Origin of the sequence: Streptomyces sp. NPDC050287, from assembly GCF_044459385.1 — a bacterium.
Lineage (GTDB): Bacteria > Actinomycetota > Actinomycetes > Streptomycetales > Streptomycetaceae > Streptomyces.
In genome coordinates this window covers 447437-462772 of sequence record NZ_JBITIY010000004.1, presented here as the reverse complement: position 1 = coordinate 462772, position 15336 = coordinate 447437, and the positions used below count along the sequence as shown (strand labels likewise).

Sequence of the window (15336 nt, the reverse complement as noted above, 5' to 3'; positions counted from 1 at the left end):
CAGGCCCCGCCGACTCCGCGCTCATGCGGGGAAACGCCCGGGTGCCGGTGACGGTTCCGGTGTCTGTGACGGTTCCGGTGATAAGGGCGATCAGGACGGCCGGCGTGGGCCGCGCCGGCGGGGTGCAGTCCCGTGGTGCGGCCCGCTGCACCGACGGTTCGGCCACGTGGTCTCCTGACGGGTGGGGGACGGGCTGGGGGTCCGGGGCGTGCGTCGGGCCCGCTCGCGGGGAGCGGGCCCGACGAAGCCGGCGGCGGGGCCGGCGAGATCCAGGCGGCGCGGTCAGACGTTGACGCCGAAATCCGCGGCGATACCGGCCAGCCCGGACGCGTAACCCTGCCCGACCGCGCGGAACTTCCATTCGGTGCCGTTGCGGTAGAGCTCACCGAAGACCATGGCCGTCTCCGTCGAGGCGTCCTCGGACAGGTCGTACCGTGCGATCTCGGTACCTCCGCTCTGGTTGACGACGCGGATGAACGCGTTGCGCACCTGGCCGAAGCTCTGGCCGCGGTTCTCGGCGTCGTGGATGGAGACCGGGAACACGATCCTTTCGACCTCGGCGGGCACGGCCGCGAGGTTCACCTTGACGGACTCGTCGTCGCCCTCGCCCTCACCGGTGAGGTTGTCGCCGGTGTGCTCGACCGAGCCGTCCGGGCTGGTGAGGTTGTTGTAGAAGACGAAGTGCCGGTCGGACAGGACCTTGCCCGACACGTCGAGCAACAGCGCGGAGGCGTCGAGGTCGTAGTCGGTGCCGGTGGTGGTGCGCACGTCCCAGCCCAGGCCGACCAGGACCGCGGTCAGGCCCGGCGCCTCCTTGCTGAGCGAGACGTTGCCGCCCTTGGACAGGGAAACTCCCACTGGGTACTCCTTCTCGGTACGTCAGGTCGGGTCCGGAGGGACCCTGAACAAGAATCTACAGCACTGTAGAAGAAAGGTGGGGTGTGGCTTCCGTACGCGTCTATACGATGGACACCCCGTGCATACGGGGCCGGTGGAAGGGAGACAGGGCGTGACGGACGAGCCGCGGCGTTCCCGGCGGCGGGGACAGGGCGAGCTGGAGGCGCTCGTCCTGTCCGCGCTGCGCGAGGCCGACGGCCCGGTGAGCGCGGGATGGGTGCAGGAACGTCTCGGCGAAGACCTGGCCTATACGACGGTGATCACGATCCTGACCCGTTTGCTGGCCAAGGGCGCGGTGACCCGCGAACGGGCCGGCCGCTCCTTCGTCTGGACCCCGGCTTCGGACCAGGCCGGCCTGGCCGCGCACAAGATGCGCAAGGTGCTGGACGGCCAGAGCGACCGCGAGGCGGTGCTGGCCAGCTTCGTCACCTCGCTGGAGCCGGACGACGAGCGGCTGCTGCGGGACCTGCTGGAGCAGGCGAGGGGCGAGAGGGAAGACTGAAGCGGCATGGGGATGTTCGTCTTTCTGCCGCTGGTCCTGCCGCTCACCGCGTGGCCGATCGCGCGTCTGGCCGAGCAGCGGCTGCATCCGCGGACCGCGACCCGGCTGCTGACCGGGGTCGCCGTGGTGATGGCGGTGTGCAGCACGGTCTGCCTGGGCCTGCTGATGGTGGTCGGCACCGCGCAACTGCCCGGCAATCCACTGCCTGACGCCTGGTCGGACCCCGAGGTGCGTGCGGCCGTTCCGCACGACGAGGTCGCCGGGAAACTGGCCGTTCCCGCGCTGCTCGCGGTGCTCGTGGCCGGTGGGCGCGCCCTGTGGCGACACGGACGGATCCGCGGCCGCGCCCACCGGGCCCTGGCCGGACTTCCGGGCACCCGGGTGGCCGTGGTGCCCGACGAGGCGCCGTACGCGTACGCCCTCCCCGGGCGGCGACGGGACCGGGTCGTCGTCACCACCGCCATGCTGTCCTGCCTCGAACCCGCCGAACGGCGCGCGCTGTTCGCCCACGAGCGCGCCCATCTCGCCGCCCGGCACCACCGGTTCCTGCTCGCCGTCCAACTGGCCGCCCGAGCCAACCCCTTTCTGTGTCCGCTGCGCACGGCGGTGTCCTGCACCGCGGAACGATGGGCGGACGAAGCGGCGGCGCACACGGTCGGCAGCCGCCGGGACGTGGCGTGCGCGATCGGCAAGGCCGCCCTGGTCTCCCGCGGCACCCCGGCCCGCACGTTCGCGGGCCTCGCCGCGCCGGGGCCGGTGCCACGGCGGGTCGCCGCCCTGCTCGCGCCCGCACCGGCGCTGCCCAGGTGGCCGTCGATGTTCACCTCGGTCGGCCTGGCCGCCTGGGGAGCGGCCGCGGGAACCGCGGTCTCGGCGCTGTCGTCCGCCAACTCCGCGGTGACGATGGTTCTCGTCCTGCACGCGGCGACACCCCTCTGAGGCGCACCGCGGGGCGCCTTGTCACCGGAGACCGGGCGGCCGTACCAGCGGCCGCCCGGCCCGCGGACCGTGGTGTGGTCAGAGGTCGAACTCGTGCGGCGGCAGGTCCAGGGCGAAGCACGCCTCGCGGACGACGGCCTGCTCGGTCTTGTCGAAGTCGCCGTCGGCGCCGCCGATGACGATGCCGATCTGGATGACCGCCCGCGCCTCGGCGGGCTTCTTCTTCGCCTTGGCGATCTCCTGCAACACACTGACCTTGCCGAAGGCGAAGTCGGCGGTCAGCTTGCCCAGGTTGTCGTCGAAGCGCCGCTGCAGGTCCGTGGCGTCGAAGTTCCGCAGCACCTCGTTCGTGGCGATCAGCTGGGCCACACGCTGGCGCTCGGCGGGGTCGATGCTGCCGTCGGCGGCGGAGACCAGCGCGCACATCGCCATGCTCGCGTCGCGGAACGCGCCGCTCTTGAGGTCGTTCTTCTTCGCTTCCAGCTGGGTCTGCATCGTCGATGCGGATTCCTTGATGCGGTCCCACAGGGCCATGAGCACTCCATACGATCGGTCGAATCCCGGCCCGCCCTGGCGGCGGCCCGGTGCCGCTGAACATCTACAGCAACGTAGAAACTAGCGAGCCGCCGGATAAGTTCCGGCGATCTCCGGGGTCCGCTCACGTCCCGTCGCAGGCCCGACCCCCGCCCCCGACAGCCGAAGCCGACGACGGGGCAGGCGTCAGGACGTCAGCGCCCGCGGACCAGCCCGGCGAGGTAGCGCCACAGCGATGACCGCGGCCGTTCCAGACCCTCGACCGTGGGCGGATGGCCGGGCGGGGGAGGGACGGCGGGAAGCGTGGGCGTGTCCGGAGTGCGGGGAGCGGGGTCGTCCGCGAGTGTGTAGCGGACCGGAAGCGAGCGCAGGCCCCGCATGAACGGGGAGGAACGCCAGGGCAGTTGGTCGGCGGGCAGGGACAGCTCCAGCCCGGACAGCCGCTCCAGCAGTCGGCTCACCCCGATTCCCGCCGTGGTGGTGGCCAGTTCCCTGGCCGGACACTGACGCGGTCCCGCACCCCAGGCCAGGTGCGCCCGGGTGCTGATCGTCGAGGCGGGACAGACCTTGTCCGAGAAGGCCGGGTCGGCGTGCGCGGCGCCGACCGACACCCACACCGGGTCGCCCGCGGCGATGGTGTACTCGCCCAGCCGGGTGTCGGCCACCGGGAACCGCGGCACGAAGTTGACCAGCGGGGGCTTCCGCATCACCACCCGGTTCATGGTCTCCCTCATCATTCCCGCCGACAGGCTGGCGCGCGCCGAGGCGTTCCCGCCGATCACCTCGACGACCGTGTGGGAGATCAGGATGCCGACATGGTCCGAGGTCATCCCGAGCAGCATCATCAGTTCGCGGGACAACTCCTCGACGCCGAGGCCGGGATGGGCGGCGAGCAGATAGGACGGGAAGTCGTCGCCCGGCTGTCTCATCTTCCAGGCGCCCAGTTCGGCCAGGGCCGCCAGCAGCCGGTCCAGGGCGGGGCCGGCGTCGGGGCCGGCGTCCAGCACCCGCCACATGTCCATCAGCGCGTCGTCGTCCTGGGAGCCGGGGAAGCCGAGCAGATGACTGGCGACCATCAGCGGCAACGGCCGCGCGAACTGTGCCGACAGGTCCGCCCAGCCGCTGCGGCCGCCCTGGGAGAGCAAGGTGATGAGTTCGTCCGCGTCCCGGGTGATCTTCGCCCTGAGCCGGCGGGCCTGCGGCTGCCGCGGGTCCTGGAACGGCCTGAGAGCGGCGTCCCAGGCACCCCGCAGGGCCGGGTATCCCGCACCGCCCTGGATCAGCACGTGGTTGACGTCGAGCGACGGGGCCAGCGGCCAGTCCTGGGGAACGCGCCCCTCCTCCCGCGCCCGCCAGTTCTCCAGGCCCTTGGGCCAGTCCTGGTCGTTGCGCAGGACCTCCAGCGCCTCCTCGTACCCCAGGACCAGCCAGACGGGCACCCCCAGCAGGTCCACCGGCGCGACCGGGCCGTGCGTCCGGCGCAGCCGTTCGAAGACAAGGTCCGGGCGGCTTTCGTAGTCCCGGGTCATGAGCGGCTCGGGCTTCAGCGACTCCAGCGGCTCGTGGCGGACCGCCGGCCCGCTGTTCGGTGGGGACCCCATGGTTTCCTTTCCTCGGGCCGGCGGTGTTCCTGCCGCGGCACGCTGTGGACATGACGACCTGACAGAGTAAAGATGATCGACCGTCGTGACCGGACAGCGGGTTCCGCGCAAGGACTTTCCATGAGGACTTCCATGAGGCGCGACGTCACCTGGGCGCACACGAGCGGCACCGCCCGAGGGCGGTGCCGCTCACTGTCCGGCCGTCACGGAGTCCACTTGATGTTCGGGTTCACCTGCCCCGTCCAGTTGAAGACGGCCATGTTGTCCCAGCCGTTTCCGCTGTTGTTGATGTCGGCCGGGTCCCAGCCGTTGCCGGTGACCGCGTACCAGGTCGGCTCCCAGTAGAAGACGCCGATCGCGCCGGCGCTGCGGGCCGTGTTCTGTACGGCGGTGAAGTTGTCGGCCTGGCCCTGCCAGGAGAGCGGATAGCCCGAGCAGCCGGAGGTGATCGAGTTGGCGGTGCCGTCCGCGTTCGCCGAGGTGAACGGGTACGCCGTCTCCGCGATGACCACGTCCTTGCCGTACCGGGACTTCATGTCGGAGACCACGCTGCCCATGTTCGCCAGAGTGCCGTGCCACGGGCAGTAGTAGGACAGCCCGGTGATGTCCCAGCTGACGCCCTTGGCCTTGATGCCGTCGTAGAACCAGCGGGCGTGCGCGTCGCTGTCCGCGTCGGCCGTGTGAACGATCACCTTGGTGCCGCTGTTGCAGGCCTTGGTCGCGTTGTAACCCGACTTCAGCAGCAGACTGAGGTTGGTGAAGTCGTTGTTGACGACCTTGCCGTCGTCCCACAGCATGCCGACGTTGATCTCGTTGCCGATCTGCACGCTGTCCGGGGTGGTGCCCTGGGACTTGAGGCTGTTGCAGACGTCGTAGGTGTAGTTGTACACGTCCGTCTGCAGCTGGTTGATGCCGTGGTTCGCCCAGGCCGCGGGCTTGTACTGCTTGCCCGGGTCCGCCCAGGTGTCCGAGTAGTGGAAGTCGACCAGCAGCTTCAGCCCCTTGGCCTTCACCTGCTTCGCGTATGCCAGCACCTTCGCCTTGTTGTTGTAACCGCTGGCGGGGTTGTTCCAGACCCGCAGCCGGACGTAGTTCACGCCGAGGCCCTTGAGGATGTCGAGCGGGTCCTTGGCGGTTCCGCTCGCGTCGTAGTACTTGGCGCCCAGGTCCAGGGCTCGCTGTGCGGTCGAGACGTCCGCCCCGAGCATGCTGAGCGAGTTCGCGGCGGAGGCGCCGGTGGGCATGGTGAGCAGGGTCGCCGGCAGGGCGACGGCCGCCAGGAACAGGGCGGCCTTCTTCGTGCGGCCTGAGCCGTTCACGGTCATCCCGACTCCTTTGATCGAGACGTGGCGAAGTCGAGGCGCAGGGCCTGACATGCGCATGGGGGATCCGTGAACGTTCACAGTAGAAGAGGTGTCAGGAACTGTAAATACACGTGTCGTATGTATTTCGCGCAGTTGAGAGCAGTTATTCCTCCTCATCGATATTGGGTACGTGCACAGGCGTCGCCGATCCAGTTCCTCCCTCTACGCTTGTCTCATGGGTGTGCACGACGGCCCTACGCTGATCACGTCCGTCCAGCGGGCCTTCCGCCTGTTGGAGGCGGTGAGCGCGCACGAGAACGGCGCGCCGGCGAAACAGCTGGCGCGGGAAACCAGCCTGCACCTGCCCACCGCCTACCACCTGCTGCGGACGCTGGTCCACGACGGATATGTGCGCAAGCTTCCCGACGGCGGGTTCATCCTCGGCGACAAGCTGCAGACGCTGCGCACCACCGGAAGCGGGCAGGCACTGCTCAGCAGGGTGCGGCCCACGCTCGCCGCGCTGCGGGACGAGTTCGCGGTCGCCGCCTACCTCACCTTCTACGAGGAGGGCGAGATCCGGGTCGCCGAGATCGTCGACGGCCCCCGCGCACCCCGTGTCGATCTCTGGGTGGGGTTCGAGGACGCCGGCCATGCCACCGCCCTGGGCAAGTCCGTGCTGCGTGAACTGGACGACGAGGACCGCCAGGAGTACCTCTCCCGGCACCATCTGGCAGATCTCACCCCACGGACGATCACCAGCCTGCCGGAACTGCTCCGGCGCATCGACTCCTCACCGGTCGCTCCGGCCGTCACGGACCTGGAGGAGTACGCCCTCGGTACGATCTGCGTCGCCGTGCCCGTCTACAGCGGGGGCACCCTCGGCTCCCTCGGCGTCTCCCTGCCTGCCGGACGGGTCTCCCGGCTGCCGGAGATCCGGGACCGACTGCTGCCGACCGCGACGCGCGTGACCAGGAATCTCTCGCTCACCATCTGAAAACGCGTCCCTTGTGACGCCCGGGGCCACACCGTTTCCTGGAGGAGAAGGCAACGAAGGACGCCCTGGCACACAAGTGAGGACTGCGGACGAGACATGAGTCAGGCCCGAGACCACGGTGACGCCCACTGGCCGACGCGGCCGTCGCGCATGCGCGCGGCCTGCTCCCGGGCCGCGGCCCGTTGCGCCGTCGTCCGACTGGCCCTCAGGACGCCCGTGCTGCCTGTCTTGATCGTTTCCGCCGTCGTGCTCGCCGCCCTCGTCGGCGGCGCGGGGACGATCTGGCTGCCCCTGCTGGCCGCCGGGCCCGCGCTCGCCGCCACCACCAACGGTCCCCGCGGTGTCCTCTGCGTCGGCCTCCTGGCCGCGGGGCTCGGCGTGCTGTTCGGCATCCGCGACGGTGTCCCGGAGTGCGAACTGGCGGCCACGCTCTCCGCCGTGGTGGCCGTCACGCTGGCGAGTGGCCTGGCCAGCGCGCTGCGCTGCCGCCGGGAACGGGTGCTCGCGGCCGTCCGCTCGGTCGCGGAGACCGCCCAGCACGCCCTGCTCACCCCCGTGCCGGCCACCGTCGGCCCGTTCCAGGCCGCCGTCCGCTACAGCGCCGCGGCGGCGGAGGCCCGGATCGGCGGGGATCTCTACGCGCTGATCCCCACGCCGTACGGGGTCCGGCTGATCGTCGGTGACGTACGGGGCAAGGGGCTGCCGGCCGTGGGGACGGCGGCGCTGGTGCTCGGGGTCTTCCGGGAGGCCGCCCATGACGAGCCCGACCTCCTCGCCGTGGTCGAGAGGATCGAGCGGAGTCTGGCGCGCAACCTGGGGCCCGACGACTTCGTCACCGCCGTCGTCGCCGGATACCCGCAGACGGGCCGGCTGGAGATGGTGAACTGCGGACACGCGCCTCCCCTGCTCGTCCGCGAGCGCGGCGACGTCGTGGCCGTCGAGCCGACGCACCCGACTCCGCCCCTCGGTCTGCGGGCCCTGTCCGGACAGACCCCGGACCTCCAGGTGCTGCCCTTCACCGACGGGGACCAGTTGCTGCTCTACACCGACGGGGTCACTGAGGCCCGCGACCGCTGCCGCGCGTTCTACCCGCTCCTCGACGGCCTGGCCCGCCATGTGACCGAAGAGCCGGAGCACACCCTCACCGCGCTCCATGACGAACTGCTGGCCCATGTCGGCGGCCGGCTCCATGACGACGCGGCGCTGCTCCTGATCCGCAAGCCGTCGGCAGTGGAATCGACGAAGGTCCAAGTGGCCACCGTCTGAGGCTCGTTGGGCATGGTGCCAGTGGTGCTCCTGTTGCGGACGGGCCACGCGCCTCAGGTCCACGCCCTGTACCAGGCGGCCGGCCTCGACCTGGCGGCCGACCTGAGCGCGCTGACCAAGGGCGCCACCATCACCGCCGATCCCGCCGCCGTCCGCAGAGCGCAGCAGACGTCCTCCGCCGGCCAAGGACTCGACGTACCCCTGCTCGACATCCACACCACCGGCGACAACCTGGTTCCGGTGGAGCAGGAGAACCGCTTCGCCGCCCGTGTGCGCGCCTCCGGCGACGGTGCGTTGCTGCGGCAGGCGTTCGTCGAGCGACAGGGTCACTGCACGTTCACCACAGCCGAGACCGTGGCCGCCCTGCACTCGCTCGAACACCGCGTCAGCACTGGCCGTTGGGACAACGTCGCGACTCCGGTCGCGCTCCAGCGGTCGGCCACGGCGCTCGGTCTTGACGGCGCGGCGTATGTCCCGTACTACCCGGCCCAATTGTCCGTCGGCCGCGACGACCGCCCGGCGCGCCCCACCCGCCACTGACATGGGACCGTAGCTCGACCAGATGGTCGGGGACGTCCAGTGCCGCAACGCCTGTCAGCCTGGTCGGCGGGGCCGGGGTGGCCCCCAGCTTCGCGGGTGCCCGGGAGATCCCTTCCAGGAGCGGGGGCATCTCGGCGGTGGGCACACCCGGGTCGTGGGGCGCCGTGCTCGGGGACGTGCCCGAGCACGGCTCGGCTCACCGTCGGCGGCTGCCGATGGTGATGATGCCCAGGGGCTTCGGGCCGGTGGTGCTCTCGTAGACGACCTCACCCGCGGACTTCTTCCAGATCCTGATGCGGAAGGTGTCCGGGTCGTCGGTGGCGGTGATACGGAAGCCGTAGCCGCCGGTGCCGTTGACCGCGCCGGACCCCTGGTACACGGCCCGGGAGCCGGTGACCACGAGCCAGTCGGAGCCGGTCGAGCGGAACGCCAGCCGGGCGGGACCGAAGTCGAAGGACGTCTTTCCGGTGGGGACGGTGGCTCCCTTCGGGTAGAAGGCGGCGAAGGAGAAGGCGGCCTTGCCGGTCAGATTCGGCTTGGCGGGGTAGGCCCCGGCCGCGGAGGTGAGAACGCCGGTCCCGAGCGCCGGTCCGGCCGTGCGGTCGTAGACGATGAGCTCGGGGAGCGTCCTGCTGTCGGAGGCGCCGTCGTCGTCGGTGACGGTGATCACCGGACGGCGGATGCCCGCCTTCGTGTAGGCGTGTTCGGCGCGGCAGCCGGTGCCGGTGACCGTGCCGTCCGCCGGCGCGGTGCCGTCCTGCCAGTCGACCACGCAGGTGTGGGTGTCCCGGGTGCCCGGGTCGGTGAACTCGGCCGTGACGACTACCCGGTTGCCGACCGGCACGGGGGAGCGCGGGCCGGTGGTGGCGGTGATGGCCGGCGCCGCGTCGGCCACCTTGACGGTTGCCGTGTCACTGCTGCGGCCGCCGGTCAGGGTGAGCTCGTAGGTGCCGTCGTCGGTGCAGGTGACCGTGGTGATTGCCGCCTGGGCGTCGGCGAAGGCGCAGGGTGCTCCGTCCTCGGCCGTCCACTTCGCGGTGCCCGCACCGGAGATCGTCCCGTTCAGCTGGATCGCGTCGCCCTCGGTGCCGTCGGCGTCCGGGCCGGCGTGGACGACGGTGACCGGGTCGACGCCGGTCAGGGTCGGGACGACCTTCTTGATCAGACCGTCGGCGTCGAACTCCAGCTTGTCGATGGTGGTTTCGCGGTGGGTGCCGTCACCGCCGGGGATGGCGAAGCGGTGGTAGGCGACGTACCAGTCGTCGGTGCCCGGCACCTGGACGACCGAGTGGTGGCCGGTGCCCTTGATGCCGAGGGCGAGGTCCTTCTCCAGGATGACGCCGCGCTTGGTCCACGGGCCGGTGGGGGAGGGGCCGGTGGCGTAGGCGACGCGGTAGTTCTCGTCGCGGGTGTCGTTCTCCGACCACATGAAGTAGTAGGTGCCCTTGCGCTTGACGACGAAGGTGCCCTCGTTGTAGCCGCTGGGGGTGATGTCCTTGACCTTCGACGAGTCGAGGGAGGTCATGTCGTCGCCCAGCGGGGTCACGTAGGCATGTCCGTTGCCCCAGTAGAGGTACGACTGCCCGCCGTCGTCCGTGAAGACCGCCGGGTCGATCATCTGGCCGCTGAACTGGCCCGCCTTCAGCAGCGGTTGACCGAGTGCGTCCTTGAACGGACCGGTCGGCGAGTCGGACACCGCGACACCGATGTTCGCGTCGGCGCAGAAGTAGAAGTAGTACTTCCCGTTCTTCTCGGCGATCGTCGGCGCCCACGCCCTGCTGTCCGCCCAGGAGACGTCAGGACCGAGGTCGAGGATGACGCCGTGGTCCTTCCAGTGGACCAGGTCGGTCGAGGAGTACGCCTTGAACCGGGTGCCGCTCCAGCCCTCGAAACCGTCGGTGGTCGGGTAGATGTAGAAGGTGTCGCCGAAGCGGACGATGTTCGGGTCGGCGTTGAGCCCCGGCAGGACCGGGCTCTTCATGATGAGAGCGGAGACCGTCCACGTACGCTTCTTGCCGTCGGATCCCGTCACCGCGTACGTCACCGGCTTGGTGAAGTCCTGCACGCTTCCGGAGGCGGGGCTGATCGCCGCGCCGTGGGCGAGGGTGAACTCCGGTGCCAGCGCGGTGAGATCGGTGCCCTCCTTCATCGGCAACGTGATCCTGCTGCCGGCGTTGTCGACGATCGCGTCGACCTTCAGCGCCGGGTGCGTCGCCTTCGCGATGCCCGCGGTGTTGCCGCTGAGCTCCATGACCTCCGCGGCCGTGAGCGCCCGGTCGTAGATGCGGAAGTCGTCGACCTCGCCGCCGAAGTACGGGTCGGCCGAGTACAGGGACCGGCCGATGTAGCCGCTGTAGTCCTTGTTCGCGTCGTACAGCTCGGACGGCTTGATGGTGGTCGTCGTGCGGGCCGCCTCGACGCCGTCGACGTAGAGGACCATCGTGCCGGTCGAGCCGTCGAGGGTGACGGTCACGTGCCGCCACTCACCCGGGGTGAGCTGCGAGCCGGCCGTCAGCTTCGACTCCGCCGACCAACTCGCCTTCGTGATGGCCGAGTAGAGGCTGGAGCCGCCGTTGGAGGGGGTGGCGAACAGGTACCTGTCGCTGTCGGGCCCGAGCCCGAACAGCCACTGGAAGCTGTCGCCGCCCTTCCACTTGGCGTACGTCGACACGGTCACACTGCCGGCGTTCCTCAGCACACCGTTCGGGATCTTCACATACGGCGAAGTGGAGCCGCCGGACATCCTGAACGAGCCGCCGTCGACGCCGGTGCCGAAGTCGGGCGTGCCGACATAGGTGCCGTGGTAGCCGTGGCCGCTGGAGTCACGGGCGATGTTGCCGCCGGTCTCGTCGAAGCCGTAGTGCAGGAGCAGGTCGGCCGGGACATCCGTGCCTTCCTCCGACACCGCGACCTCGGCCCGCACCGGCAGCGCGGCGCCGTCGGGCAGGCTGCCGGTCACGGTGAAGGTGCCGGCCTGCGCGTACTTCGACTCCGGTACGTCCTCCCAGGTGACGGCGACGGGACGCTTCACGCCGTCGGCGTACGTGGCGATCACGGTGGCCGGCAGCACCGGAGCCTCGCCGGTCCGCGTCTTCACGGACACGTCCTCGACGCTCTCCACGAGCTGGTCCGGCTGGTAGGCGCGCAGCAGGCGGTCGTACTCGGCCTGGGTGACCGGAAGCACCGTGCCGTGGCGCGGCTTGGCCGGCAGGTCGTAGTCGGTGGCCGGGGTCCAGTTGCCGGAGTCGAGGTCGGTCGTCTCGAACGGGAGGTAGCCGCGGCCGCCGAACTCGTCGAGGAACGCGTACCACTTGTCCTCGGTGTTGGACTTGAACACCAACGGCCCCTCGGCGGCGCTCATCGCGCCCTTGCCGATACCCTCGGCGACCGCGGTCCAGGACGGGTTCAGGATCGAGTCGCTCTTCTCCTCGAAGATGAACTTGCTGTTGGGCGTGGAGGAGGTGTTGTTCCGCTCGTCCTTCGACAGGCGGTAGTACGTGCCGTCGTGCTGGATCATCGTGGAGTCGATGACCGAGTAGCCGCGGTCGATCCAGACCTTGGGCTCGCTGAAGCTGTAGAAGTCGCGAGTGGTCGCGTACATCATGCGGTTGTACGTGTCGCCGGAGTGCGCGGCGTCGTCGTACAGCTTGGACGCCCAGAAGACGACGTACTCGCCGAGCTTCGCGTCGTAGAACGCCTCCGGCGCCCAGGTGTTGCCCGCGCTGTCGGGGGAGACCTTCACCAGGCGCTGGTTCGTCCAGTGCACGAGGTCGGTGGACTCCCAGACCATGACGGACCTGCTGCCGGTGCGCTGGGCGGCGTCCCAGTCGCCGTTGCCGTAGATCCTGAGGTCGGTGGCGATCTGGTAGAACTTGTCGCCCTCGGGGGAGCGGATGATGAACGGGTCGCGCAGGCCCTTCTCGCCGAGTGTAGAGGTCAGCACCGGCTTTCCGTCGTTCAACTCCCGCCACTTCAGCGGGTCGTCGCCCTTGCTGAGGGCGGCGTACAGCTGCTCGCCGTCCGCCGTGCCCTCACCCGTGAAGTAGCTGAACATGTAGCCCTTCAGGGCTTGCTTCGCGGGGAGTTCGGGGACCTTCGCGGTGAAGACGCGGGTCGCCTTCGCCGCCCCCTTGGTGACGGTCGCGGTCAGGTCGACGGCGGTGGTGCCGTCGCCGTGCGCGGGGCGGTGGACGACGCCGTCGGCGGAGACGGTGTCCGGGGTCGCGGAGGACCAGGCGACGGCGGTGCCGTAGTCACCCCGCGCCGGGAGGGTGAGGTTGCCGCGCACGTCGTCGAGGTTGTGGACCGTGAGGGCCCCGGCCGCCTTCTCGGTGGCCGTCCGGTCGTCGAAGTCGGGCAGGACCGTGACGTCGAAGGTCCTGGTGTCGGTCACGGTGCCCTTCCTCAGGGTCGCCGTGAGCGTGGCGTGGCCGTCCGGCTCACCGGCGGCCGGACGGGTCACCTTGCCGGTGTCGGTCACCGCTTCCGTGTTGTCGCTGGCCCAGCTGATGGTGGAACCACCGGCCGTGCCGGTCTTCGGCAGGTCGAGGTCGGCCGTGACCGCGCCGGTGTCGCCGAGGCTCAGCGCGGCCTTGTCGTCGGCGACACCCCGCGTGGCGACGGGCAGGGACAGCTGCTCCACCTCGGAGGCGTCCAGGGCACGGTCGTAGACCCGGAAGTCGCGGATCCTGCCCTTGAACAGCTTGTCGCCGGAGTACACCGACCTGCCGATGTAGTTGGCGGTCGTGGTGCCGGAGCCGATGGCGCCGGGGGTGATGGTGACCGACGTGTTGCGGCCGACCTCGACGCCGTCCTCGTACAGCACGCCGGTGCTGCCGGTCTGCGTGTAGGCGATGTGCTTCCACACCGCGCGGGTGAGGCTGTGGCCGTCGGCGGGCTTGGTGGTCTGTTCCGTCGACCAGTTGCCGGTCGCGACGGACGTCCGCAGGCCGTTGCCCGTGGTGAACAGATAGCCGTTCCCGTTGCCGCCGCTGGAGTTGCCGAAGCCGTAGAGGAAGTACGGGGTGCTCTGGGCCGAGTCGATCAGCACGTCCGTCGAGACGGTGATCGCGTCCATGCCCTTCATGACGTCGTTCGGCACCTTGACGTAGGTGTCCGACCCGTTGAAGGTGAGCCCCTGGCCGGTGCCCGACCAGTCGGCGGTGCCGCTCACCGTGCCGCCGCGGCCGTTGCCGGAGGCGTCGGTGACGGTGCTGCCGGAGGCGGCGTCGAGCTTGTACCAGAGGGCCAGACCGTCGGTGATGTCCGCGCTCTCCGCCGCGCTGTCAGCCGCGCTCGCGGCCGCCTGCGCGGGGACGACGGGCGTGGCGAGGCCCAGGAAGAGCGACGCGGCGGTCAGACCGGCGAACCGGCTCGCCCAACGTCTCGCGCGGCTGCGCGGACCTGCGGTGTACGTCATGTGGGGACCCCTGCTGAGCATGGCTGACGACTGACGGGAGAAGGCATGACGAAGCCGGCCGGCAACGGGAGCCCGGCCGTGGGCGCCTGATCGTTTCGGCTGTGTGACGTCGTGTTGCGAGAGTGTCAATCGGGGTGTGGCGCACCGTCAAGAGGTTTCGAACAACATCCGACAGGTCGAACAAGTTCGAACAGCAGGACCGCACAGGTGCTTTGGCGCACACCCCGATCTCACTCACGGTGATGCCGTCGTCCGCTCAGCGGGGTCATGACCACCCGCGAGGGCCCAGGGGGCCGACGGCTACTCCGGCGGCGTCGGTGTGTCGTGCGTGCGGTACATCGCCTGGACGTCCAGTTCGAGCTGGATGGTGGGGCCGACCACGGCGATGCCGCGGGCCAGCATGCTGCGCCAGTTCAGGGTGTAGTCCTCACGGTGCAGTTCCGCCCTGGCCAGGGCGGCACAGCGCAGTTCCTCGCCGTAGCCGCCGTTGACCGACCCGAGGTAGGTGGTGTCCAGGGCGATCGAGCGGCTGACGCCGTGCATGGTGAGCGAACCGTGCAGCGCCCACTTGGCGCCGCCGCGGTAGGCGAAGCGCGCGCTGGTGAAGTCGATGTACGGGTAGCGCTCGACGTCCAGGAAGTCGGCCGACCGCAGATGGTTGTCACGGGTGTTGTTGCCCGTCGTGATGCTGGAGGCGTCGATGCGCACGGACACCTGGGAGTCCGTCATGTCGGGCGCGACCCGGATCCCGCCCGTGAAGCGCGTGAAGCGGCCGTGGACATGCGCCATGCCGACATGCTTCGCGATGAACCTGATCGCCGTGTGCGGCGGGTCGAAGAGCCAGGTGCCGGGCACCGGCAGTTCCAGTTGCGGGGCCGAGGAGAGCTGGATCAGCTCGGGGGTCAGGACCGCGCCGCTGACGACGTCCACCGTCTCTTGATGCGGTGTCAGTCCATCGGCCGTGATCATGAGGCGGTAGCGGCCGGGGGGCAGCGCGGCGAAGAAGAACCCGTAGGGATCCGTGATGCCGCGCGCCACGACCTGGTGGGAGTCCGCCGCGGTCACGGCCACGTCGGCGCCGCCCATCGGCTGGCCCATCGGATCCAGGACGGTGCGGCCCACCGAGCCCGCGCCGGCGGGCAGTGGCAGTGATGGGCTGGGCGTGCTCCGGGAGCGCCGCCTCCGAAGCAGTGCGAGGACCATGGGTGGCACCTTTCTTCGTACGGGTCGGTGAGTCAACGGGTCTGTGCGTAAGGGGGGTGAGTTAGTGAGTATGCGGACAACTGCGTAAGGGGTAAGCGGACAAAATGGGGGGATCAGGTGGCGGATTCGGTGAGCTT

Annotated in this window: 10 protein-coding genes and 2 pseudogenes; 5 read left to right on the top strand and 7 right to left on the bottom strand. The window is 70.0% G+C overall.

The window, feature by feature from the left end:
• Positions 1-282: 282 nt before the first annotated feature.
• Positions 283-858 (bottom strand): TerD family protein, encoded by a 576-nt coding sequence (locus ACIBK3_RS17030; RefSeq protein ID WP_399366278.1) that lies wholly within the window; start codon positions 856-858, stop codon positions 283-285.
• Positions 859-1009: 151 nt separating this feature from the next.
• Here ACIBK3_RS17030 and ACIBK3_RS17025 point away from each other — a divergent pair, with 151 nt between their 5' ends.
• Together ACIBK3_RS17025 and ACIBK3_RS17020 are read left to right on the top strand one after the other, a co-directional pair.
• On the top strand, positions 1010-1399 hold the full coding sequence (locus tag ACIBK3_RS17025; RefSeq protein WP_399366276.1) for a BlaI/MecI/CopY family transcriptional regulator: 390 nt from the start codon (positions 1010-1012) through the stop codon (positions 1397-1399).
• 6 nt (positions 1400-1405) lie between these two features.
• Positions 1406-2338, top strand: a complete 933-nt coding sequence (locus tag ACIBK3_RS17020; RefSeq protein ID WP_399366274.1) for a M56 family metallopeptidase — start codon at positions 1406-1408, stop codon at positions 2336-2338.
• A 78-nt stretch (positions 2339-2416) separates the two neighbouring features.
• Here the strand turns inward: ACIBK3_RS17020 and ACIBK3_RS17015 are convergent, their stop codons facing one another.
• From ACIBK3_RS17015 to ACIBK3_RS17005, 3 genes are all read right to left on the bottom strand, one after another.
• Positions 2417-2872, bottom strand: coding sequence for a tellurite resistance TerB family protein (locus ACIBK3_RS17015; RefSeq protein WP_399366272.1), 456 nt, complete (start codon positions 2870-2872; stop codon positions 2417-2419).
• Between the two features lie 194 nt (positions 2873-3066).
• Positions 3067-4473: a cytochrome P450 gene (locus tag ACIBK3_RS17010; protein WP_399366270.1), complete on the bottom strand. Its 1407-nt coding sequence runs from the start codon at positions 4471-4473 to the stop codon at positions 3067-3069.
• A gap of 203 nt (positions 4474-4676) precedes the next feature.
• On the bottom strand, positions 4677-5798 hold the full coding sequence (locus ACIBK3_RS17005) for an arabinogalactan endo-beta-1,4-galactanase (protein ID WP_399366268.1): 1122 nt from the start codon (positions 5796-5798) through the stop codon (positions 4677-4679).
• A gap of 214 nt (positions 5799-6012) precedes the next feature.
• Here ACIBK3_RS17005 and ACIBK3_RS17000 point away from each other — a divergent pair, with 214 nt between their 5' ends.
• From ACIBK3_RS17000 to ACIBK3_RS16990, 3 genes and pseudogenes are all read left to right on the top strand, one after another.
• The gene (locus ACIBK3_RS17000; protein WP_399366266.1) at positions 6013-6771 is read left to right on the top strand and encodes an IclR family transcriptional regulator; all 759 of its coding nucleotides are present in this window, start codon (positions 6013-6015) and stop codon (positions 6769-6771) included.
• A gap of 96 nt (positions 6772-6867) precedes the next feature.
• Entirely contained in the window at positions 6868-8037 is a 1170-nt protein-coding gene (locus ACIBK3_RS16995) for a PP2C family protein-serine/threonine phosphatase (RefSeq protein ID WP_399366264.1), read from the top strand.
• A gap of 27 nt (positions 8038-8064) precedes the next feature.
• Positions 8065-8577: pseudogene (locus ACIBK3_RS16990) on the top strand (alpha/beta hydrolase); the annotation flags it as partial.
• Positions 8578-8581: 4 nt separating this feature from the next.
• On the opposite strand, the pseudogene ACIBK3_RS16985 reads toward ACIBK3_RS16990, so the two are convergent.
• The 3 genes and pseudogenes from ACIBK3_RS16985 to ACIBK3_RS16975 form a co-directional block, all read right to left on the bottom strand.
• Positions 8582-8710 (bottom strand): annotated as a pseudogene (locus tag ACIBK3_RS16985) (RidA family protein); the annotation flags it as partial.
• Between the two features lie 63 nt (positions 8711-8773).
• Positions 8774-13996, bottom strand: a complete 5223-nt coding sequence (locus ACIBK3_RS16980; protein WP_399366262.1) for a family 43 glycosylhydrolase — start codon at positions 13994-13996, stop codon at positions 8774-8776.
• Positions 13997-14296: 300 nt separating this feature from the next.
• Positions 14297-15199, bottom strand: coding sequence for a YceI family protein (locus ACIBK3_RS16975; RefSeq protein ID WP_399366260.1), 903 nt, complete (start codon positions 15197-15199; stop codon positions 14297-14299).
• Positions 15200-15336 lie beyond the last annotated feature (137 nt).